Origin of the sequence: Acinetobacter courvalinii (assembly GCF_014635545.1) — a bacterium.
GTDB classification, from domain to species: Bacteria; Pseudomonadota; Gammaproteobacteria; order Pseudomonadales; family Moraxellaceae; genus Acinetobacter; species Acinetobacter courvalinii.
In genome coordinates, this window is sequence record NZ_BMDA01000004.1 from 18,693 (window position 1) to 39,151 (window position 20,459).

At 44.3% G+C, this 20,459-nt stretch carries 23 protein-coding genes and 4 tRNA genes; 21 read left to right on the forward strand and 6 right to left on the reverse strand.

What is annotated here, in order from left to right:
- Window positions 1-42: 42 nt before the first annotated feature.
- On the reverse strand, window positions 43-591 hold the full coding sequence (locus IEV39_RS14030; protein WP_005283516.1) for an NUDIX hydrolase: 549 nt from the start codon (window positions 589-591) through the stop codon (window positions 43-45).
- Window positions 592-720: 129 nt separating this feature from the next.
- Between IEV39_RS14030 and IEV39_RS14035 the strand changes: the two genes are divergently transcribed.
- From IEV39_RS14035 to fghA, 7 genes are all read left to right on the forward strand, one after another.
- The gene (locus IEV39_RS14035; RefSeq protein ID WP_005228843.1) at window positions 721-1,326 is read left to right on the forward strand and encodes a CoA pyrophosphatase; all 606 of its coding nucleotides are present in this window, start codon (window positions 721-723) and stop codon (window positions 1,324-1,326) included.
- 24 nt (window positions 1,327-1,350) lie between these two features.
- Window positions 1,351-1,878 (forward strand): gamma carbonic anhydrase family protein, encoded by a 528-nt coding sequence (locus tag IEV39_RS14040; protein ID WP_167510591.1) that lies wholly within the window; start codon window positions 1,351-1,353, stop codon window positions 1,876-1,878.
- Window positions 1,879-2,021: 143 nt separating this feature from the next.
- The gene (gene tsaB / locus IEV39_RS14045) at window positions 2,022-2,720 is read left to right on the forward strand and encodes a tRNA (adenosine(37)-N6)-threonylcarbamoyltransferase complex dimerization subunit type 1 TsaB (RefSeq protein WP_005283522.1); all 699 of its coding nucleotides are present in this window, start codon (window positions 2,022-2,024) and stop codon (window positions 2,718-2,720) included.
- 8 nt (window positions 2,721-2,728) lie between these two features.
- Window positions 2,729-3,550: an undecaprenyl-diphosphate phosphatase gene (locus tag IEV39_RS14050; RefSeq protein ID WP_005228848.1), complete on the forward strand. Its 822-nt coding sequence runs from the start codon at window positions 2,729-2,731 to the stop codon at window positions 3,548-3,550.
- Complete coding sequence (locus IEV39_RS14055; protein ID WP_005283525.1) at window positions 3,550-4,353, forward strand: class I SAM-dependent methyltransferase; 804 nt, start codon at window positions 3,550-3,552, stop codon at window positions 4,351-4,353. Before IEV39_RS14050 ends, IEV39_RS14055 begins: the two co-directional genes overlap by 1 nt.
- A gap of 209 nt (window positions 4,354-4,562) precedes the next feature.
- Entirely contained in the window at window positions 4,563-6,008 is a 1,446-nt protein-coding gene (locus IEV39_RS14060) for a C13 family peptidase (RefSeq protein ID WP_005283527.1), read from the forward strand.
- Entirely contained in the window at window positions 5,977-6,822 is an 846-nt protein-coding gene (gene fghA / locus IEV39_RS14065; RefSeq protein WP_005283530.1) for an S-formylglutathione hydrolase, read from the forward strand. The genes IEV39_RS14060 and fghA overlap by 32 nt, the downstream gene beginning before the upstream one ends.
- A 27-nt stretch (window positions 6,823-6,849) precedes the next feature.
- Here fghA and IEV39_RS14070 read toward each other — a convergent pair whose 3' ends face one another.
- On the reverse strand, window positions 6,850-7,125 hold the full coding sequence (locus IEV39_RS14070; protein ID WP_005283533.1) for a DUF2218 domain-containing protein: 276 nt from the start codon (window positions 7,123-7,125) through the stop codon (window positions 6,850-6,852).
- Entirely contained in the window at window positions 7,122-7,310 is a 189-nt protein-coding gene (locus tag IEV39_RS14075) for a hypothetical protein (RefSeq protein ID WP_032868125.1), read from the reverse strand. The genes IEV39_RS14070 and IEV39_RS14075 overlap by 4 nt, the downstream gene beginning before the upstream one ends.
- On the opposite strand from IEV39_RS14075, the gene rpe reads away from it, so the two are divergent.
- From rpe to IEV39_RS14140, 13 genes are all read left to right on the forward strand, one after another.
- The gene (gene rpe / locus IEV39_RS14080) at window positions 7,309-7,995 is read left to right on the forward strand and encodes a ribulose-phosphate 3-epimerase (RefSeq protein WP_004774957.1); all 687 of its coding nucleotides are present in this window, start codon (window positions 7,309-7,311) and stop codon (window positions 7,993-7,995) included. The two genes, IEV39_RS14075 and rpe, sit on opposite strands and share 2 nt — an antisense overlap.
- A gap of 368 nt (window positions 7,996-8,363) precedes the next feature.
- Window positions 8,364-8,780, forward strand: a complete 417-nt coding sequence (locus IEV39_RS14085; protein WP_005283537.1) for a hypothetical protein — start codon at window positions 8,364-8,366, stop codon at window positions 8,778-8,780.
- A gap of 75 nt (window positions 8,781-8,855) precedes the next feature.
- Window positions 8,856-10,850, forward strand: coding sequence for a multicopper oxidase domain-containing protein (locus IEV39_RS14090; RefSeq protein ID WP_005283539.1), 1,995 nt, complete (start codon window positions 8,856-8,858; stop codon window positions 10,848-10,850).
- Window positions 10,837-11,742 (forward strand): copper resistance protein B, encoded by a 906-nt coding sequence (locus tag IEV39_RS14095; protein WP_005283541.1) that lies wholly within the window; start codon window positions 10,837-10,839, stop codon window positions 11,740-11,742. The genes IEV39_RS14090 and IEV39_RS14095 overlap by 14 nt, the downstream gene beginning before the upstream one ends.
- 82 nt (window positions 11,743-11,824) lie before the next feature.
- Window positions 11,825-12,316, forward strand: coding sequence for a hypothetical protein (locus IEV39_RS14100; protein WP_005283544.1), 492 nt, complete (start codon window positions 11,825-11,827; stop codon window positions 12,314-12,316).
- Between the two features lie 160 nt (window positions 12,317-12,476).
- Complete coding sequence (locus IEV39_RS14105; RefSeq protein WP_005228866.1) at window positions 12,477-12,794, forward strand: DMT family transporter; 318 nt, start codon at window positions 12,477-12,479, stop codon at window positions 12,792-12,794.
- A gap of 18 nt (window positions 12,795-12,812) precedes the next feature.
- On the forward strand, window positions 12,813-13,301 hold the full coding sequence (locus IEV39_RS14110; protein ID WP_005283548.1) for a methylated-DNA--[protein]-cysteine S-methyltransferase: 489 nt from the start codon (window positions 12,813-12,815) through the stop codon (window positions 13,299-13,301).
- 349 nt (window positions 13,302-13,650) lie between these two features.
- Window positions 13,651-14,871: a bifunctional glutamate N-acetyltransferase/amino-acid acetyltransferase ArgJ gene (gene argJ, locus IEV39_RS14115; RefSeq protein ID WP_005283551.1), complete on the forward strand. Its 1,221-nt coding sequence runs from the start codon at window positions 13,651-13,653 to the stop codon at window positions 14,869-14,871.
- Between the two features lie 143 nt (window positions 14,872-15,014).
- Window positions 15,015-16,079 (forward strand): quinolinate synthase NadA, encoded by a 1,065-nt coding sequence (gene nadA, locus IEV39_RS14120; protein WP_005228872.1) that lies wholly within the window; start codon window positions 15,015-15,017, stop codon window positions 16,077-16,079.
- Window positions 16,080-16,219: 140 nt separating this feature from the next.
- Window positions 16,220-16,296 (forward strand) — tRNA-Pro (locus tag IEV39_RS14125).
- 70 nt (window positions 16,297-16,366) lie between these two features.
- Window positions 16,367-16,443 (forward strand) — tRNA-Arg (locus IEV39_RS14130).
- Window positions 16,444-16,478: 35 nt separating this feature from the next.
- Window positions 16,479-16,554, forward strand: a tRNA-His gene (locus tag IEV39_RS14135).
- 4 nt (window positions 16,555-16,558) lie between these two features.
- A tRNA-Pro gene (locus tag IEV39_RS14140) sits at window positions 16,559-16,635 on the forward strand.
- Window positions 16,636-17,284: 649 nt separating this feature from the next.
- On the opposite strand, the gene IEV39_RS14145 is transcribed toward IEV39_RS14140, so the two are convergent.
- The 3 genes from IEV39_RS14145 to IEV39_RS18550 form a co-directional block, all read right to left on the reverse strand.
- The gene (locus IEV39_RS14145; protein ID WP_005283557.1) at window positions 17,285-17,914 is read right to left on the reverse strand and encodes a type VI secretion system amidase effector protein Tae4; all 630 of its coding nucleotides are present in this window, start codon (window positions 17,912-17,914) and stop codon (window positions 17,285-17,287) included.
- Window positions 17,914-18,138, reverse strand: coding sequence for a hypothetical protein (locus IEV39_RS18545; protein ID WP_050560206.1), 225 nt, complete (start codon window positions 18,136-18,138; stop codon window positions 17,914-17,916). The genes IEV39_RS14145 and IEV39_RS18545 overlap by 1 nt, the downstream gene beginning before the upstream one ends.
- An 81-nt stretch (window positions 18,139-18,219) precedes the next feature.
- Window positions 18,220-18,438 carry a PAAR domain-containing protein gene (locus IEV39_RS18550; protein WP_005283560.1) on the reverse strand — a complete coding sequence of 73 codons (219 nt, stop codon included), beginning with the start codon at window positions 18,436-18,438 and terminating at the stop codon, window positions 18,220-18,222.
- 389 nt (window positions 18,439-18,827) lie between these two features.
- On the opposite strand from IEV39_RS18550, the gene IEV39_RS14155 reads away from it, so the two are divergent.
- On the forward strand, window positions 18,828-20,432 hold the full coding sequence (locus IEV39_RS14155; protein WP_005228877.1) for a GMC family oxidoreductase: 1,605 nt from the start codon (window positions 18,828-18,830) through the stop codon (window positions 20,430-20,432).
- The last annotated feature ends 27 nt before the right edge of the window (window positions 20,433-20,459 follow it).

Below are 20,459 nucleotides of genomic sequence, written 5' to 3' on the forward strand. Positions count from 1 at the left end.
TAGTCACAATAAAAAAGACCGCGGCAATGCGGTCTTTTTTATTTAGCCGGTATGGTCCAGGCGTGTGCCGAGTGTTTCTAAATGTGGAGGGAATTTTCCACTTTTACGATCAGCAAAATAATGTCTGAGTGTTTGTTCTACACTTGGGAAAGCCAGTTCTTTCCATGGAATTTCATGTTCTTCGAATAAGCGGCATTCGATACTTTCTTCACCGGCACCGAACTGTCCTTGTTTTAACAGAGCTTTAAACAGGACATAAATCTGTCCAATACGCGGAATATTGTACATACAATACAATTGTTCGATTTCAACTTCGGCTTCAGCTTCTTCTCGGGTTTCGCGTGCTGCCCCTTGTTCCATGGTTTCAAATAATTCCATGTAGCCTGCAGGTAAGGTCCAGAGACCATAGCGGGGTTCAATGGCGCGGCGACACAGTAAAACTTTATCATCCCACAGGGCTAATGCACCACAAATCACTTTGGGGTTTTCATAATGAATGTTGCCGCAATGTGTGCAGACCAATCGTGATTTATGATCACCCAGTGGAATTTTTGCTTCAGTTTGATGTCCACACGCAACGCAAAAGCTCATAATTATCATCAGCCGTAGAGATAACTCAGCATAACCGAATTTTGATGACTTCGCATCATGATCTATGATTGCAGCTAAAAATTCGGCTATGATGCTGATTAAGGAAAATGAGAACAAGAGATAATTGAGATGGAAGAACCATCGTTAATCGCGCTTTTACAACAACGGTTACGTTTTTCCAAACGAATCCAGCAGGCGGATGCTGCTGTATTGATTGCGATTACCCAGGAAAGTCAGCCTAAAGTCTTGCTCACCCGTCGTTCGATGCAATTGTCGCAACATGCAGGGGAGGTTTCCTTTCCAGGGGGAAAACGTGATCCAAGCGATACCAGTAATATTGTGGTGGCGCTCCGTGAAGCACAAGAAGAAACTGCACTGAATCCCTTCGATGTAAAGCTCTTGGGTGACTTGCCGATTCAGCGGGCGCGTAGTGGTTTATCTGTTAAGCCGATTGTCGGGCTGATTCCAGCACAGGTCGAACTGATTGCTCAGCCGACTGAGATTGACCGGATTTTCTTTGTTCCATTGCAAGAGTTGATCGATGCCCCCCCTTTACCTTATGAAGTGCGTTTAGCCCGACAATCATTATATTTCCCGAGCATGCAGGTAGACAGTGAAGTGGTCTGGGGGCTGACTGCGCGGATGCTGGTGTCATTATTTCAATATGGACTAGGCTATCAAAAAAGCTGGCCTTTTCTCGTGAATCCACCGCACTTTGGGATTGCAAAGTTCTAATTTTTTTAAGAGTTTTTTATCATGATGTATACCTATCAGGGATTGAGTCCGAAAGCTTTACATGAACCTTGGGATGGCTGGGTTGCACCAACGGCTACTGTCATTGGCCAAGCAGAACTTGGTCGGCAAGTGAGTATCTGGTTTGGCGCCGTGGTGCGTGCCGATAATTGCGTGATACGGATTGGTGATTTCTCGAATATTCAGGAAAATGCAGTTTTACATACCGACGCCGGCATCGAGTTAACTATTGGCGAGTATGTGACGGTCGGGCATAAAGTGATGCTGCATGGATGTACGATTGGTGATAATTCACTGATTGGCATGAATGCGGTGATCTTGAATAATGCAGTGATTGGCAAGAACTGTATTATTGGTGCCAATGCCTTGATTCCAGAAGGGAAAATTATTCCAGATAACTCTGTGGTAATGGGCTCACCTGGAAAGGTGGTGAAAACACTGGATGAACAGGGCGCCGCACGCTTGCGTTTAAGTGCCTTGCATTATGCTGAACATTACAAAAACTTTTTAAATCTGGAAGCTTTTAGTTTTTAACAGATGTTTAAAAATGAAGTCCTCATGTAGCCAAGTTTATGCTTGGCTTTTTATTGAGATAAAAAAGCCAATAACTCGCCTATCGCGTTTGAGTGGAGTATGATACTCGACGTTTTTTATCTGTTTCGGGCTAAGGTTTTTGCATGAAGTTGCTGGCATTGGAATCTGCAAATGAGCAGTGTTCTGTTTCATTGATTGATGATACTCAAGAACTCTACTTTCAGTTGGATGACCGACCGAAAGCACAAACGCAAACCATTTTGCCCTTAATCGAACAAGCTCTATTACAGACACAAAGCCAACTTGCGGATTTGTCGGCAATTGCGTTTAGCCGGGGCCCAGGTTCATTTAGTGGGGTGCGAATTAATGCCGCTGTTGCACAGGCATTGGCTTGGTCACAGGATTTACCGGTGATTCCAGTTTCCAGCTTGCAGGCTCTGGCACAGGCCGCTTATCGTGTTACAGGTTTAGCGCAAGTCACAGCGGTTCTGGATGCGCGTATGCAGGAAGTGTATATCGCGAATTTCAGTCTGGATGAGCAGGGCATAATGCAGGCGCTGGATGAAGAAAAATTAATGAATTACGAGCAAGCAGCTGCATATTGCAAATTTACGCCGATTGGCTCGGGTTCAGAATTAATTAAGCCAACAGGAATAGACTCCGCTGAGGCTTCCACTGAAAACACAGCATGGGTACAGATTAAGGCAACGGCACAAGACATTGCGACCATTGCCCGTGTATATGCGGCACAGCAAAAATGGGTTGATGCTGAGCAGGCATTGCCCGTGTATTTGCGTGATGATGCGTGGAAAAAAATTCCAGAACAAGGTAAGGCGAATTAAGGTTAATTATGGATCTTTTATTGCTATTTAAAGCAGCAATTATGGGCTTGGTTGAGGGGATTACTGAGTTCCTGCCTATTTCAAGCACAGGACATCTCATTTTATCAGGTCAACTGCTTGATTTCTGGACCATTGAAAAGCGCGATATGTTTGCTGTCGCCGTGCAGATTGGTGCAATTGCTGCGGTGATTTATGAATATTGGGGTAAATTGTGGGGCGCGCTAATTGGTGCGCTCACAGGACAGGAACAGGGGCGCCGTCTGAGTCTGAACCTGATCATCGCCTCTATTCCCATCGTGATTATTGGCCTGACTTTTGGTGATGTGGTTAAAGCCTATTTATTTAATGCCATTACTGTTGCGATTGCCTTGATTGTCGGTGGTTTTATCATTTTATGGGCGGAACGTCGCCCGCATCAGATCGTTACCAAAGAAGTGGATGATCTGAGTTTTAAGCAAGCGACTTTAATTGGTCTGATCCAGTGTCTGGCCTTGATTCCAGGAACTTCACGTTCAGGGTCAACCATTATTGGTTCATTATTCTTGGGGGTATCTCGTAAAGCCGCAGCCGAATTCTCATTCTTCTTGGGCATCCCTGTATTGATGGGCGCTGGCTTGCTGGATATGTACAAGATGCGTCATGAATTGCATAGCAATGACATGCTGGTGTTAGCCGTCGGTATTATTGTTGCTTTCATTTCAGCCTTGGTGGTGATCCGTGCCTTGATTCGTTATGTGTCCAAGCATGACTTCACCGCTTTTGCCTATTACCGTATCGTATTTGGATTGTTTATTCTGGCGACGTGGTGGACAGGTTGGGTGCACTGGTAATGCAGATGCAGTGCTACTATCAAGCGGAATATGAACAGGCATTCCAGCAACTGAAAAGCCGCTTGGCTGAATTAAAGGTTCAGTTGAACGGTCAAGCGGTTGAAAAGATCAATGCCCGTTTTTTACGTTTGAATCCAGAGATGGCTTTGGTCATTGATAGTGATGGGCTTAGCCTAGCTGCCAACGGCATGAAAATGCAACCGGACTGGCGTGCCGAGATTCCCCGTTTAAAAAGAGCGAGCTTAAAGTCAGAGATGATTGCCAGAGCTTGCCAACTGGGGGAAAAGCCAAGCTTGATCGATGCAACTGCAGGTTTGGGGCATGACAGTTTACTGATGGCCTATTTGGGTGCTGAAGTCCGGTTGGTGGAGCGCCATCCAATCCTGTTTGTATTACTGGAATATACCAAAGCACAGGCTGAGCAAGATCCGTTTTTAAAGTCGTTTATGTCGCGTATTCAACTGATCTATGCCGATTCCAACAGCTATTTGCAACAACTGGTCCAGCACGGTGAGCAGGTCGATGTGGTGTATCTGGATCCGATGTTTCCGCAACGGGATCAGAACCAGCAAGCAGTAAAAAAACAGGCTCAGGTCAAGAAGCAAATGCAGTTGTTACATCTGTTGTTGCCTGAAGATGGGGAAATGGATCTGGGGGATCAACTCTTGCATCTGGCCAGCCAGATTGCTAAACGGGTGATTGTAAAACGCCCCCGACATGCGGTTTATCTGGCAGATCAAAGTCCTGATCACCAATGGCTAGGTGACGCTTGCCGTTTTGATGCATATTTTCCAAAAGGTTAATTCTAAATCAGATTCAAATGATTGTTTGGCTTGCGTCAATGCTCGGTAAAGTTTTGTGATATAGTGCAAAAGCATGATTGCTAAAAAATTCTTGTCGAGCTTACACTACAGTCACGCATTGCGTCTTTTAGGAAAAGTACTGCACATTCAAATATTAGGATGGCATATTTTCAGTTTAGGCTTGAAAAGAGAAACTCCCGAAGAATTTTATGATAGACCTCAAACCGTCCATTAATCTCTGGCATGATTTTAAAAGTAACCAAATTGCTGGAATGTGGTTGTTCCTCGGGTCTCGCCGTTCCTTACAGGTTGTACATCCATCCATTACCCAGCTGATTCTCTGGGGAATTCTCGGCGGCTGTACCAACTCACTGTATAGCTGGCTGGTGGCCGGACAAATGGGAGAGTTTAATTCCCAAGGCTTGATCGGCTATGCACTATGGCCTTTTATTGCCCTGATTGTCGGTATTTTTCTTTCGCAACGGATGAATCAGCCACGTTTAATGCTGGTGCCTGCCTTATTGTGGCTGGTACTTGATACCAATATTCTGCTGTTACAATGCATTATCCAGTATCTGGGTTCCAACGGTTATCTGAATTTTATTCCTGACAGTATCTATAACGGTTTCTTGCCACCGCTGTTTGTTGGGCTATTTGTCTGGCAAAGTCTGGCAGTGATCTGGGTGTTTTCACGGGCCCTCAACTGGCCGTGGTGGGAACGTGCACTGGTCTTTGTGGCAACCATTGCAACCATGGTGGTATGGCAGCTTTCAGTGAAGGATCAGCCGATCTGGAAAGTGGAGCAAACCCCGCCAAGTTTTGCCGAAGATGCCTTTTATGCGCAAAGCCATTTGCTGGATAAGGCACTGGATCAGATTCAGTATGGCGATATTGCCCAAAGCCACTGGTATTTTATGGGGGTGGCGGGTGATAGCTATGTGGATGTATTCAAGTCTGAAATTGAACGCATCAGAGAACAGTTCGATACCCGTTTTGGCACCTTTGGGCGTTCCATCATGCTCATCAATAACCCAGCTACGCGTTTAGAAGTGCCAATCGCATCGAAAACCAGCATGGAACTGGCGTTACGCCGTATTGGTCAGCAAATGAATCGTGATAGCGATGTCTTGTTTCTGTATATGACATCGCATGGTGAGCGGAATCATTTTGAAATTGAAAATGCACCGCTGAATCTGGATCAGGTCGATCCAAAATGGTTAAGAGAAACGCTGGATAAATCTGGGATTCGCTGGCGTGTGATTGTGATCTCAGCCTGTTATTCGGGCAGTTTTATTCCGGCTTTACAATCACCGGATACTTTAATCATTACTGCTTCTGCGGCAGATAAAACTTCTTTTGGCTGTAATAATGAAGCAGACTATACTTATTTTGGTCGGGCGTTTTTTGATCTGGCGATGCGCGAACAATCTTCAATGAAGAAAGCCTTTGAGCAGGCCAAACAGACCGTGACCAAGTGGGAAGTGGCACAAGGTGTTGAACCCTCTGAACCGCAATGGTCGATCGGTCGTAATATGGAACTGATGCTGCCACAGCTTGAACCGTATCTGTTCCCGACACAAAATATTGCATCTACAGACATTACAAAAACACAGGATGATGAACATGCAGCTACTGCAAAAAAACCGTTGTTTTGAGGGTGAGCAACGTATTTATCAACTTGATTCTCAACATCTGAAAGGTAGCACCAAAGTCGGTGTCTATTTGCCGCCTGCTGCATTGGAAGGCAAAGCATGTTCAGCCCTATTTTATCTTGCAGGCTTAACCTGTACCGAAGATACCTTTGCAATTAAAGCGCATGCACAACGCATGGCGGCCCGACTCAGCCTGATTTTAATTACACCTGATACTTCTCCGCGTGGGGATGATGTTGCACAAGGCGATCATTGGGATATTGGGCAAGGGGCTGGCTTTTATATTAATGCGACCCAACAACCTTGGGCTGAGCATTATCAAATGGAGTCCTATCTGGTTGATGAGCTTTATGCTCATGTTTTACAAGAATTCCCGGTGGCTGAAAATCAGGTCGGAATTTTTGGTCACTCCATGGGCGGACATGGTGCATTGACCTTAGCCTTTAAATATCCGGATCAATTCAAATCGGTGTCAGCTTTTGCGCCCATCTGCGCACCCAGCATTTGCCCGTGGGGCGAAAAGGCATTTGGCCAATATTTGGGATCGAATCAGCAGCAATGGGCGGCCCATGATGCCACCGCGCTGGTACAGCAAAAAGGTGGGTTATTTGAAGAAATCCTGATTGATCAGGGACTGGATGATCAGTTCTTTGCTCAGTTGAACCCCGAGAAATTCAAACAGGCCTGTCTTGAGGCGAAGCAACCGCTCACTTTACGTCTACACAAAGGCTATGATCACGGCTATTACTTTATTCAAAGTTTTATTGACGATCATCTCCAGTTCCACGCCATTCAGCTTGAAAAAGTAGCGGGATAAAAAAAGAAGCTCATGTTGAGCTTCTTGTTAATTGTGCTGCCATTCAGCCACAAATTCCTGCTGTGCCATACGGTTTAAGTGATTGATCACCACCTGTTCAAGATGTGCGACATCCTCTTGCTGGTTTTCGATCAGTACCGCCAAATGCTGTTCATGCGGTGTGAGGGTAACGGTTGCAGTAGGCATAAAGATTTTTGTCTCTGTTTCCGTTTCTGCAACTTCAAACTTATGCTTCCAGTGATTAAGCAAACGTTTACTGATGCGTTTTCCTTCAGTCGTCGTGATATTGGTGCTGCTATTCATGTTGCTTTTCTTCCTCTTATTTCATTGACTAACATAACAAAGCATAAAGCAGATAAAAATAGTTGAGATGCAACGCGTTGTTGCAAGTTTGCAATGCTTGAATAATGACTTTGTAACAGCCCTAAGTGGGCTGAATTTGCTATAATCGCCTTATCATTTTTCTCAGAGTTTGCCAGGTCATCCATGTCCAAGCCTTATTTGATTGCTCCTTCGATTTTATCTGCTGATTTTGCGCGTTTAGGTGAAGAGGTGGAAAAAGTTCTAGCTGCAGGTGCAGACGTTGTACATTTTGATGTGATGGATAACCACTATGTACCCAACCTGACGTTTGGTGCAGGTGTGTGTAAAGCACTGAAAAACTACGGGATTAAAGCACCTATTGATGTGCATCTGATGGTTTCGCCTGTGGATCGCATGATTGGTGATTTTATTGAAGCAGGTGCGGAAATCATTACTTTCCATCCGGAAGCAACCGATCACATTGACCGTTCTTTGCAACTGATCAAGGCGGGTGGTGCAAAAGCCGGCTTAGTCTTTAACCCGGCGACACCCTTACATTACCTTGATTATGTGCTGGATAAAGTCGACCAGATTTTATTAATGAGCGTAAACCCAGGCTTTGGCGGACAGAAATTCATCCCGATGACTTTGGATAAATTACGTCAGGCACGTCAGATTATTGATGCCAGTGGTCGTGATATCCGTCTGGAAGTCGATGGCGGTGTGGGTCCTGCCAATATCCGTGAGATTGCCGAGGCGGGTGCGGATATGTTCGTTGCGGGTTCAGCAATTTTTGGTCAACCAGACTATAAAGCCGTGATTGACCAAATGCGTGCAGAGCTGGCTCAAGTCGGTGCAACAGAAGTTTAGTGTTTTCATCCTATTTTTCACCTAGGCTTGTGGATAACTTTGTTTATAACTGGGTGGATAACCGTGTTGATAACCAAGTGGATAAGATGTTGTTAAAATAAACAAAATGATTTCAGTTGCTTACATTGGCAGCAAAATAATGGAAAAAGGACAAGTTTTTGTCCTTTTTTTATGCGCTAACTTATTTATTTTGCACTATTTTTGCGCATTGAGTGAAAGTGGTAGGAGTGACCAATAAAACAGCAAAAGCATAATGATTTTGAATGGTGGGGTAAGAATTTAAACAGGGAGATCATTGTGCATAAAGTCAAAAGAAATTATGCTAGGCATATTCAATTACCTGAATTGATGGAAACAAGGAACCCTTGGTGCAATTTCGCAAGCAATACAGACATCTGTGGTTTGTATTCCTGATGATCTTTTTCATTGGGGGCAGCAGTGCGGCCGTTGCAGCAGTTCAAGAGCTTCATTCTCATCATTCATCTACGGTTTCAAGCTTATCCTGTCATGATCAGCAAATGATGCAACATCATTCTGCACAAAGCTCACATGCAGATCGCATGAGTCCAGGTCAATGTCATGACGGACAGATGCAGGACCATCTGCATTGTCAGGATTGTAATAGTACCTCGCCTTGTCAAAGCATCAATTTCGCTTTAGACCAAAATACCCCAAGCCTTTCTGCTTCGCCACTTTTAGAGCTGAGTACGCATATCCATACGGATTATCAGGCGCGGCATCTGGCAGGCTATTGGCAAGAGATTTTACGCCCACCTAGAACCTGATCTGTCTTTGCAGGCTCTTGCTCTTTGTGAAAAGGGAGCTGAGCATTTTTAAAGTTAACAGATTAGGAAATCATCATGTCCTCAAAAATATATGCTGGTGTTGTCGCTAGCCTAAGCTTATTGTTTGCACCTTATAGTGTGGCTGCAATCAAGGAATATCATCTCAATATTAATCAGGGTACTGTCAATGTGACGGGTAAACCGGTGCAACGTATTACCGTGAATGGTAAGTTTATTGCTCCATTACTTGAGTTTGAGGAGGGGGATGAAGCTGTCATTCATGTTCATAACCAGCTCAAAGATCAAGATACCTCTTTACATTGGCATGGCCTACTTTTACCCGGACTCATGGATGGTGTACCAGGCTTTAACGGTTTCAAAGGCATCAAACCGAATGGCAGTTTTGAGTACCGTTTTAAGGTTCGTCAAAATGGCACTTACTGGTATCACGCGCACAGCAAGGGTCAGGAACAGGATGGTTTATATGGTCCTTTGGTGATTTATCCCAAAGGAAAGCAGCCTGTTGCAGCACATGAACAAGCTGAGCGTGATTATGTGGTGATGTTGTCTGATTTCCATGACACCGAAAGCGACAAGATCATGGCAAATCTGAAGAAATCAGCCGAGTATTATCAGAACCAGCGTGAAACAGTCGGTGACGTCTGGAAACAGTTCAAGCAACAAGGGTTGAAAGCAACCTGGCAAGATCGTTCGATGTGGAACCAGATGCGCATGCTAAAAACGGACTTGTCCGATGTTACGGGTTATACCTTTCTGGTCAATGGTCAGACCCCGCAACAAAACTGGACCGGTGCTTTTAAGGCGGGAGAAAAGGTTCGTTTACGGTTTATCAATGCATCGGCGATGTCGTTTTTTGATGTACGTATTCCCAACCTGAAAATGACCGTGGTCAGTGCTGATGGACAGCCAGTAAAGCCTGTTCCTGTAGATGAGTTCCGTATTGGCACCGCAGAAACTTATGATGTACTGGTCGAGCCAAAACAGGCACATTATCAAATTGAAGCAGAGTCGATCGATCGTTCTGGTTTTGCCATCGGCTCATTGCAGAATGAAATGCTGACCCGTCCGACCAGTGTCCAGATTCCAAAAGCACGTCCGCGTGCTTTATTGACCATGGAAGACATGGGCATGGATCATGGCTCGCATGGTCAAATGAAAATGGGCGAAATGGACCATAGTCAGCACCAGATGCCACAGCAACAGGTGAACGCTGCAACATCCTCACAACCTGCCATGGATCATAGTGCACATGCTGAAATGAATACGAGCAAGATGGATCATAGCCAGCATCAGATTGCTCGGGACAAACAGGCTGATGTCTCTAAACAACATGCAGGCATGGATCATGCTTCACATGAAAATATGGACATGTCACAAATGGATCATGCTTCACATGAAAATATGGACATGTCACAAATGGATCATAGTGCCCATGCACAGATGAACATGAAAGAGATGGAGCATGGTCAGCATCAAATGGCAGACTCTTCTACACAAGAAGGCACGGATACGGTACAGGGCTGGGCCAATGCGGCAACACCTGCAGGTCAGAAAGCCTTAACCTATGCCGATCTACAATCCTTGCAACCCCAGCCAGAAAAATATAGCCGTCCAGCAGAACGTGAAGTGGTAATTCGTCTGGGTGGAACCATGGAGCGTTATATCTGGACCATTGATGGCAAGAAGTTTAGTGATCCTGACTTTAAGCCTTTAACGGTGCGTTATGGTGAGCGTATCCGCCTGAAATTTGTCAATGACAGTATGATGGCGCATCCGATGCATTTACATGGCATGTTTATGCAGCTAGAAAATGGGCAGGCACTGCAAGATATGCCGAATAAGCATACCGTGATTGTACCGCCTGGCAAGACGGTTACGGCCTTGTTGACTGCGGATGAATTAGGGGAGTGGGCAATCCATTGTCACCTGTTATATCACATGAGTGCAGGCATGATGAGCAAGCTGATTGTTGCCAATGTAGACGATTCAAAAATGCCAGTTCAAGCCCCTGTTCAATCATCTCAAGGAGCGAGCCATGCACATCACTAAGCAAGTTTGCAAAATGAAACGATATACACAATTGTTGGCAATCGGTGGCATGGTTTCTTCGTTGAGTGGAATAGCCTATGCGCATGAAGGACATGACGCCATGATGCAAATGGAGATGCCTGCACAGCAGCATATGCCGGTGGCTGCCGCATCCCCAATGGATCATTCACCGCACCAACGGCAGACAACAGTTCAGCAACCATCTGAAACAGAACATGGACAGCACGACCATACCCGTGAACATGGCGGGCAAATCTATCAATCGACTCAGTTGGATACTGCATGGTTGCTGGATGAGGATGACAAGGGTACAGTTAAATCTAAGTTAAAAACCTGGGTGGGTAGCGATGAAAATAAACTGTTTATCAACGCCGATTATGCCAAGGCCGAGTCTGAAAAATCGGAGCAACGTATTGCGGCCCTGTATAGCCGTAATATTTCAGATTTTTGGGATGTTCAAGCTGGCGTAAATTATCGTTATAACGCTGAGCATCAAGTCGATAAGGAACAGTTTGAAGGTGTTGTGGGTGTGCACGGCATGGCGCAATATTTCTTTGAAACCGATGCCCATCTGTATGCGGGACAGGATCAGCAATGGCGCTTTGTGCTAGAAACTGAACGTGATTTCTTGCTCACACAAAAGTTGATTATGCAGCCTTATCTGGAAATGGAATGGGTGCTACGAGATCAATCCAAATATGCAGCCAAAACCGGGCTTGCCGATGCGGAACTCGGGATTAAAACCCGCTATGAAATTGTGAAGAACCGTGTAATGCCTTTTATTGATGTGGCTTATGGCTATAACAAAGGGCGCAAGGCGACTGACTGGCAAGAAGCTACGGATTCTAAAACAGGTTGGATCTATGGTGCAGGACTTACGCTAAAGTTTTGATATTTTGTTTAAAATGTCATTTTTTCGGGATACTGTTAGTTTATACTAACAGTATCTTTTTTGAGTCATTCATGGTGCATAAATGGCTTTAGAACAACAACACAATCCAATAACAGATAAAAATACTCACGCTACTCCAGCGGGTGAAAAGCCTCAGCACGTCTCTACTTCTCAATCTGAACGCATTCTCTCTGAGGGTAGCATGTATGTCAGTTTTTATCATATTCCGGCAATGTGTAGCGCTGCACATGAACAGCGGGTAAGACAGGCTCTCATTCCTTTTTCAGCACTGTTACTTGAACACTGTATTGATGTAGATGCCCGACATTTGGCGCTTTATCATCAAGACCCGATTGAGACTGTCACTGTGGCTTTACAGCGCCTCAATCTAGGGGCTGAGCTACAGCAAACCATGCCACATTATGAGCCTTTAGAGCTTGCAACTGCCAAGAACAAGACAGCTACTGGCCAATTGAACCCATCAGAAAACAATGCGTTAAACCAGCTACAACAGTTCTTGTCCAAGCTTCTTGCACGTTTCGCACAATGGTTAAAAACCTTACGAAAGAAATAGGGGCAGTCACTGTTCATTACTGAAATTTTCAACCGAGTTGAAACATAACAAATTACATCATGGTTTATTTTACAGTACACTGCTGAGCTTAGGAGGACGACCTCCCTCGAAAGAATCACGTTGGGACGACCCAACCCTTGATAAAGTTGAGCGTAATAAAATGGCGTGGGCAATTTTAATTTTGGCAGGTATTTTTGAAGTCATCTGGGCATACTCAATGAAGTTGTCTGAAGGATTTACCAAATTAACGCCAAGTATCGTGACCATCGTTTTCATGGTTTTAAGTGTGGTGTTGCTGTCGATGTCAATGCGCACCCTTCCGCTGGGAACGGCATATACCATCTGGACCGGGATTGGTGCGATTGGATCTTTTATTGTCGGGATCATGGTGTTAAACGAACCGATGACCGCGATGCGAATGATTGCAGCAGTCTTGATCGTATCGGGTTTGATGCTGATGAAACTGTCATCAAATTAACCACTTAAGGAGAACATGATGCAACTGGTTTATATGTATATGGATTCGCCTGTAGGCGCATTAAAACTGGTTGCACATGATCAGGCACTGGTTGCGGTGATGTGGGATAACGAAGACCATAAACGGGTTCGTTTAGCCGAGCTGGTTGAAGATCGCCAGCATCCAATGTTGCATAAAGTGAAACAACAATTACAAGAGTATTTTGCAGGGCAACGTCAGCAATTTGATTTACCTCTGGATTTTCAGGGAACGGCTTTTCAGCAACAGGTCTGGCAAGCATTATTGAGTATTCCTTATGGGGAAACGCGCAGTTATAAAGAGATTGCAGTACAGCTAGGGAATGAGAAAGCGGTGCGTGCGGTGGGCGCTGCCAATGGTAAGAATCCGATTTCGATTATTGCGCCGTGTCATCGGGTGATTGGTTCGAGTGGGGCGTTGGTGGGTTTTGCGGGTGGTCTGGATAAGAAGCAGATTTTACTCAGTTTAGAGCAAAGCCAAATTCCATAATCCGTAGTGTTAATACTCGATTTTCATTTCTTTTTGGAATAAGCTACTTAACAGATATGAATCCACATATTTTATGACTTGAATCGTAACTCGGTTATTCGCGAGGCGGTGTCTTGCTTAGCGTAATCCAATATTAGGAATAACCTTCGGTTCGAGTTACTTTGGTTTCGCCCAAAGTAACCAAAGGCATTGTCATCTACAAAACCTGTTCACTTGTTGCATTTGTTTTATCTATCGCAGAAACGGGATATTACAAATACCACGCAGGTTGTAGATGACCTTTCCGAGTCTCATATATAGGGTATGTATTCATTTTCTTTTTCATAACAAATTGAATGGAAGTTTAAAAATGGCTGTTGGTGACGTAACTATGCCACTTATGCATGTGGTGCAGGGTGTAAAAATTGGCTCAACTGAGGCGTATGTTCGTTATCCAAATCGACGAGATTTAGTCATTTTTGAATTTGCTGAAGGATCAAAGGTCGCCGGGGTATTTACCCAGAGTGCTTTTGCGGCTGCGCCTGTTCAATTGAGTAAAAAGCATTTAACAGAAAATACCCCACGTTACCTGATTATCAACACAGGTAATGCTAATGCTGCAACAGGTACAATCGGCTATCAAAATGCAGAAGCGACTTGTGCCAAACTGGCTGAGTTAACCGGTGTACAGACGAACCAGATTTTACCGTTTTCAACCGGTGTGATTGGTGAGCAGCTCCCGATTGAGCGTTTACTGCAAGGCATTCAGCCTGCATTAAATGAGTTAAACGCAGATCGTTGGGCTGAAGCGGCATCTGGCATTATGACCACTGATACTACGCCGAAAGGTGCATCCGAACAGTTCGAACTAGATGGCTTGACCTATACCATGACGGGAATCAGCAAAGGTGCAGGTATGATCCGTCCGAATATGGCGACTATGCTCAGCTTCGTTGCAACCGATGCGCCGATTAGCCAAGAACTGGTACAGCGCTTATTGCAAACCACGGTTGAGCATTCCTTTAACCGCATTACCATTGATGGTGATACCTCGACCAATGATTCCTGTATCTTTGTGGCAACCGGTTTGGCAGGTGGTGCAGAAATCCAGAACCAAGACGATGCACGTTATCAACAAGTACTCGATGTGCTTGCCCGTATTATGGATCGTCTGGCGCAATTAATCGTACGTGATGGTGAAGGGGCAACCAAGTTCATTACCGTTCAGGTTGAGGGCGGCGCAAATACACAAGAATGTTGTGATGTGGCCTATAGCGTTGCCGAGTCGCCACTCATTAAAACTGCATTATTTGCGTCAGATCCAAACTGGGGCCGTATTGTGATGGCGATTGGTAAGGCGGGCGTACCAAATCTCGACAGTAGCAAGGTTCAAGTCTGGTTGGGTGACGTGCAAATTTGCCTGGACGGTGGTGCAAACCCGGACTATACCGAAGCAGCAGGTGCTGCGGTGATGGCTGAAAAAGAAATTACCATCCGGATTGATCTTGGTCGTGGTACGGCAAAAGACACGGTTTATACCTGTGACTTTTCTTACGACTATGTGAAAATTAATGCCGATTATCGCTCATAAATTTGCGTTATAATGAAGCCTCCACAGTGGGGCTTTTTTTATAAGCTGGTTTGTGGACAGTGTGATTCTCAACAAATGATCACCCCGACACCCACGTTATAGCTTTGCAATGATGCAAGCACGCAGGATAGAGAAGACGTTTTATGAATGATGCGAATTTAATTGCGAACGAAGCCAAAAATATTGTGCAGGCGCATTTAGATCGTTTGGGCGAGCCAAAGGACAATAGCCTCAGCCCAGAAGTGAAACAAGAAAAGTTCGCTCAAATCGCAGCAGAGCTTAAAAAACGTAATGCTGTGCTTGTGGCGCACTATTACTGTGATCCGGAAGTGCAAGAGCTTGCAGAACTGACGGGTGGCTGTGTTTCTGACTCATTGGAAATGGCGCGTTTTGGTCGTGATCATCCTGCAACGACGCTGGTGGTAGCGGGGGTAAAGTTTATGGGAGAAACTTCCAAAATCTTATCCCCTGAAAAAACGGTATTGATGCCGACACTGGAAGCAACCTGTTCACTGGATCTGGGTTGTCCTGTGGATGAGTTCGCGGCATTCTGTGATCAGCATCCTGATCATACCGTGGTGGTGTATGCCAATACTTCAGCAGCAGTGAAAGCACGTGCGGACTGGGTGGTGACTTCAAGTTGTGCGGTTGAGATCATTGAGCATCTGGACAGTTTGGGTGAAAAAATTATTTGGGCACCAGATCAGCATTTAGGCCGCTATATTCAGAAGAAAACTGGCGCTGATATGTTGTTGTGGGATGGTGCATGTATCGTGCATGAAGAATTCCGTGCCCGCGGCATTGCGCAAATGAAAGCGCTTTATCCAGATGCAGCGGTATTGGTGCACCCAGAGTCACCTGAATCGGTGGTCGATATTGCCGATGCCGTGGGAAGTACCTCGCAACTGATCAAAGCTGCCCAGACTTTACCGCATCAGCAAATGATCGTGGCAACCGATCGGGGTATTTTCTATAAAATGCAGCAAGCAGTGCCTGATAAAGAATTATTTGAAGCACCAACTGCAGGTGAGGGGGCAACTTGCCGTTCATGTGCGCATTGTCCGTGGATGGCAATGAACGAACTAGATGGAATTTTGCATGTCTTGCAGCATGCCGATCAAGAAATACACGTTGATCCAGCTTTGGCAGAACGAGCTAAATTGCCTTTAGATCGAATGTTGAACTTTAGTGCCTCATTAAAGCGTTAAAAAGCATCAAGATGCTTGTTAAATATACATTTGGTAAGGATTTTTAATATTTTTGAAAAATAGGTGTTGACGTTCTAGGGCGTCGCGCCTAGAATGCACACCGTACCGCACGATGTGCGATACACTAAAAGCTGAGAAATCGGAGCATAGCACAGCCTGGTAGTGCACCTGGTTTGGGACCAGGGGGTCGTAGGTTCGAATCCTACTGCTCCGACCATTTAAAATAATGTTGTAAAACATTAATTTAAGATCGGCGAAGTATCGCTTGATATTATTATCATCGTTATGCGCCTGTAGCTCAGTTGGATAGAGCATCCGCCTTCTAAGCGGATGGTCACAGGTTCGAATCCTGTCAGGCGCGCCATTTGGTCGCTTGGTACATAGAACTAAATTTTGATGGTGGATGTAGCTCAGTTGGTAGAGCCCTGGATTGTGATTCCAGTTGTCGCGGGTTCGAATCCCGTCATTCACCCCAATTTCGGAGCATAGCACAGCCTGGTAGTGCACCTGGTTTGGGACCAGGGGGTCGTAGGTTCGAATCCTACTGCTCCGACCATCATCTTAAAGATGAGATAAAATACCGCTAATTTAGCGGTTTTTTTACGTCTGGAGTTTTTTAATAGCTTAAGTTGAGCCGTAGCTATAATTAAACCTACTAATCCAAACGAAAATATAACTTTCCCAAAAGTTGGATTGTACCTATCCCCTTTGGTTTGAAAAATGCATTAGGAATCATGAGTTTATAGATTAATGATAGACCGAAAAATAATTATTATAAGAATGATACTTAAAAGTAGATATATTATTTTCTTGATTGTTTTATCTATAAAGCAAAATTTTTTTAAATAAGCCATTAAGGTTCTTTTTATTATTCACTCTAGTTTAGAAAGTTGCTTAATTTCAATATAATCAAAAAAAGGGATAACCTGCATAAGTTGCAGAGTACCAATGAAATAAATACATTAGAAATAAATAAATAGAGAAGAACCAAAGATATGAAATATGTCTGGTACTCCAATATTTCCAACCGAAGAACAGTCCCCAAAAAGGTGTAAGGAAAATTATGCCAAAATGCACGTAACTGTATGTGCCTGACGCAGTTTCAGTAGCGTAATAACGGCCTGTCATTTTGTACATTAACATTTGAGCAAAGACCGACAGCATAAATGCGAGTATCATCCCTAAAATGGCAGATATAAATCTCATCATCTCACCTCGAAAAACATAATTTTTTTAGCCTGATTTAAATCTGATAATCTGTAGAAATATAGATTAAGGCTATTAATCCCAAGTGTAAATCTAAGTGTTGATGCAATATTAGGTGTCATTGAACTACCATTCCACAGGTCAATATGACCACCACTTGCAGCATCTGAACTTTCACCATCTCTTGGCCAATAGTCGCCAAAAAAGATGATTCGTGTTTTGCCTTTAACTTTATCTTTCCAATTTGATCCTGTGATGTTCTGTGCCGGCCCAATTCCACAAACTGGACGAGTCTCTAACCATTTGGACATTTCATTAGCGCGTGTGGCGGTTGCCTTACCATCCAGTAGGATACGTCCGAGGGTAGGTGCATTACCTTCGGGTTTAATATAATTCTGTGAGAAAGTGCTCATCTTAACGCCGACCTTATGTAGAGTCGCACTCATGCGAATGGCGCACTGATTTTCAAAACCTTTAGGAATGCTGCCTCTAACCTTATAAGGTGCACCTTCTACATAATTTGCCCATAATTCTTTAAAGGTCACTGGGGCAATTCCAACCATACTACAAGAAGCGACTGAGCCACGTTTAGGATTCGTTTTGACTGTTGCTGTCTGATTTACTGGCATTAGGTCGAACTCCGTTCAAGTGCTTGCTCGCCCAGATATAGTGAATATGAGCCTTGTTCTACATCTTCAATACGTGGTAATCGTCCATCAGCTCCGATGGTACCTTGATACGTTCTCCCGTCATTTGTTTCTATAAAGTAGGGCATACCTTCTGCGAAACTGAACTGTGCTGCAACTTGTTCATCAAAAATTTTGGTTGTTCCTGAATTGATGAAATTGCTCACGGCAGTTTCACTTACAGATGATCCAGAGCTAGAACCTACTTCCCTTAAAACAAGGTTTTGGTTTGGCTTATATGTGGCTCCTCAGGTAGCTTTATCACCAGCCATGATGATTGATCTACCAGCAGCCTGTAAGAAGCCTCGCCCTGATGATTGTGTAGAAACCATTGCTTGGCATTTAGGACAAAAATGTTTCATACCTTCAAGATGTACAGGTATACCTTCAACTAAAAATGAATTTTCTGATTCTTGTACTATGCCACCGTGGTCTGTATGACAACCTTTGGTAATGAGAGCCTTCATTTTTTATCCAGTAAATTATATTGGGCTATTTAAAAAAGTTAGTGTTCATAAAACTATTCAATTTTTCATTTAGTGGATTTGGCAGTTCAAAGTAAAGTGAAGGAGTGATATTGACCTAATTTGTTAAATAAAAAAGTTTGAAGCATTGATGAGTGAAATTATTCAGGGAATTTGGATTAAAAGTGAATAGGCAGGATAAGAATTTGATTGGCTATTGAATACTTGCGATTTACTGCATATCGACTGAAAGATTTGGCGCTTGTAGTTTGATTGCGTTCCAGTTAAGTTAATTTTGATGAAGTAAAATGGTTAGATAAATACAACAGTATTGAAATGCCATGTTCGGCATACTATTGCCGCTTTTTAAAAAGAAAAAACAGAGTATTGAGATGACACAAACAGCTTTTGATTTTGTAATTATAGGTGGTGGTTCGGCAGGTTCGGTGCTGGCTGGACGATTAACCGAGAACCCGAATATTTCGGTATGTTTATTAGAAGCCGGTGGAGAGGGTAATAGCTGGCTGGTGAATACACCTGCCGCTGCAGTCATCAGCATTCCCACGAAAATTAATAACTGGGCATTTGAAACCATTCCGCAAAAAGGCCTCAATGGTCGTCGAGGCTATCAGCCGCGCGGTAAATGTTTAGGTGGATGTTCGGCGGTCAATGCCATGGTTTATATCCGTGGACATCGTAGTGACTATGATCACTGGGCTGCATTAGGCAATACTGGCTGGTCGTATGAAGACGTGCTGCCGTATTTTAGAAAATCAGAACATAATGAACGTATCCATAATGACTATCATGGCCAGCATGGTCCCTTAAATGTCAGTGACTTACATTCAGATAATCCTTATCAGCAAACCTTCATCGAAGCAGCAAAACAGGTCGGTTATCCACTGAATGATGACTTTAATGGTGCTGAACAAGAGGGTTTGGGTGTCTATCAAGTCACCCAGAAGAAAGGCGAGCGCTGGAGTGCAGCACGTGGCTACTTATTCCCGTATATTGGAAAACGTCCGAATCTGCATGTAGTCACCCAAGCCAAAGTTTCACGCATTGTAATTGAAAATGGCCGTGCAGTAGGCGTTGAGTATAAGCATAAAGGCCAGACCACCACGATTAAGGCCGATAAAGAAGTCTTATTATCAGCGGGAGCTTTCCAGTCACCACATATCCTGATGCTTTCAGGTATTGGCCCACGTCAGGAGCTGGAAAAGCATGGCATTCCAGTGGTGAAAGAGCTTGCAGGAGTGGGTGAAAACCTACATGACCATCCGGATTTTATCTTTGCCTATAAAACCAAGCTGATGGATGGTACCTTTGGAGTTTCGATGGGGGGCAGTCTGGATCTATTCAAGCAGGTGGGACGTTATCGTAAAGAACGTCGCGGTCTGCTCACCACCAACTATGCAGAATGTGGTGGTTTCTTAAAGAGCCGTCCTGAATTAGACAAACCGAACCTGCAATTACACTTTGTGATCGCCGTAGTGGATAACCATGCCCGAACCATGCATATGGGACACGGGATTTCATGTCACGTCTGTTTGTTAAATCCACGGGCGCGCGGTTCGGTCAAACTCAGCGGTAAGCATGTAGATGATCCATTGCTGATCGACTTTAAATTCCTTGAGGATGAACAGGATCTTCAGGATTTGGTCGATGGTTATAAAGTCACGCAAAAGTTGATGCAGGCGCCTGCTTTACAAGACAAAATCAAAGAAGATATGTTTACTGCCAATGTAAAAACCGATGACGAAATCCGCGAGGTTTTACGCCAGCGTGTCGATACGGTTTATCATCCAGTTGGTAGTTGTAAAATGGGTGTGGATGAGATGGCGGTGGTAGATCCTGAACTTAAAGTGTATGGCGTTGAAGGGCTACGTGTAATCGATGCCTCGATCATGCCAACCGTGGTCAATGGCAATACCAATGCACCGACCGTGATGATTGCTGAAAAAGCGGTGGATATGATTCGCCAGACCTGGAAGTAAACGTTTAGAGCTAAGGTTCAGCCTTAG

Coding starts and splice junctions, on each gene's coding strand:
- fghA (WP_005283530.1), top strand. CDS start 5,977: ATGCAGCTACTGCAAAAAAACCGTTGTTTTGAGGGTGAGCAACGTATT.
- IEV39_RS14070 (WP_005283533.1), bottom strand. CDS start 7,125: ATGAATAGCAGCACCAATATCACGACGACTGAAGGAAAACGCATCAGT.
- IEV39_RS14100 (WP_005283544.1), top strand. CDS start 11,825: ATGGCTTTAGAACAACAACACAATCCAATAACAGATAAAAATACTCAC.
- IEV39_RS18550 (WP_005283560.1), bottom strand. CDS start 18,438: ATGAAGGCTCTCATTACCAAAGGTTGTCATACAGACCACGGTGGCATA.
- IEV39_RS14050 (WP_005228848.1), top strand. CDS start 2,729: ATGGATCTTTTATTGCTATTTAAAGCAGCAATTATGGGCTTGGTTGAG.
- IEV39_RS14095 (WP_005283541.1), top strand. CDS start 10,837: ATGCACATCACTAAGCAAGTTTGCAAAATGAAACGATATACACAATTG.
- IEV39_RS14030 (WP_005283516.1), bottom strand. CDS start 591: ATGAGCTTTTGCGTTGCGTGTGGACATCAAACTGAAGCAAAAATTCCA.
- IEV39_RS14105 (WP_005228866.1), top strand. CDS start 12,477: ATGGCGTGGGCAATTTTAATTTTGGCAGGTATTTTTGAAGTCATCTGG.
- IEV39_RS14110 (WP_005283548.1), top strand. CDS start 12,813: ATGCAACTGGTTTATATGTATATGGATTCGCCTGTAGGCGCATTAAAA.
- IEV39_RS14060 (WP_005283527.1), top strand. CDS start 4,563: ATGATAGACCTCAAACCGTCCATTAATCTCTGGCATGATTTTAAAAGT.
- rpe (WP_004774957.1), top strand. CDS start 7,309: ATGTCCAAGCCTTATTTGATTGCTCCTTCGATTTTATCTGCTGATTTT.
- IEV39_RS14035 (WP_005228843.1), top strand. CDS start 721: ATGGAAGAACCATCGTTAATCGCGCTTTTACAACAACGGTTACGTTTT.
- IEV39_RS14075 (WP_032868125.1), bottom strand. CDS start 7,310: ATGGATGACCTGGCAAACTCTGAGAAAAATGATAAGGCGATTATAGCA.
- IEV39_RS14040 (WP_167510591.1), top strand. CDS start 1,351: ATGTATACCTATCAGGGATTGAGTCCGAAAGCTTTACATGAACCTTGG.
- nadA (WP_005228872.1), top strand. CDS start 15,015: ATGAATGATGCGAATTTAATTGCGAACGAAGCCAAAAATATTGTGCAG.
- argJ (WP_005283551.1), top strand. CDS start 13,651: ATGGCTGTTGGTGACGTAACTATGCCACTTATGCATGTGGTGCAGGGT.
- IEV39_RS14055 (WP_005283525.1), top strand. CDS start 3,550: ATGCAGATGCAGTGCTACTATCAAGCGGAATATGAACAGGCATTCCAG.
- tsaB (WP_005283522.1), top strand. CDS start 2,022: ATGAAGTTGCTGGCATTGGAATCTGCAAATGAGCAGTGTTCTGTTTCA.
- IEV39_RS14155 (WP_005228877.1), top strand. CDS start 18,828: ATGACACAAACAGCTTTTGATTTTGTAATTATAGGTGGTGGTTCGGCA.
- IEV39_RS14145 (WP_005283557.1), bottom strand. CDS start 17,914: ATGCCAGTAAATCAGACAGCAACAGTCAAAACGAATCCTAAACGTGGC.
- IEV39_RS14090 (WP_005283539.1), top strand. CDS start 8,856: ATGTCCTCAAAAATATATGCTGGTGTTGTCGCTAGCCTAAGCTTATTG.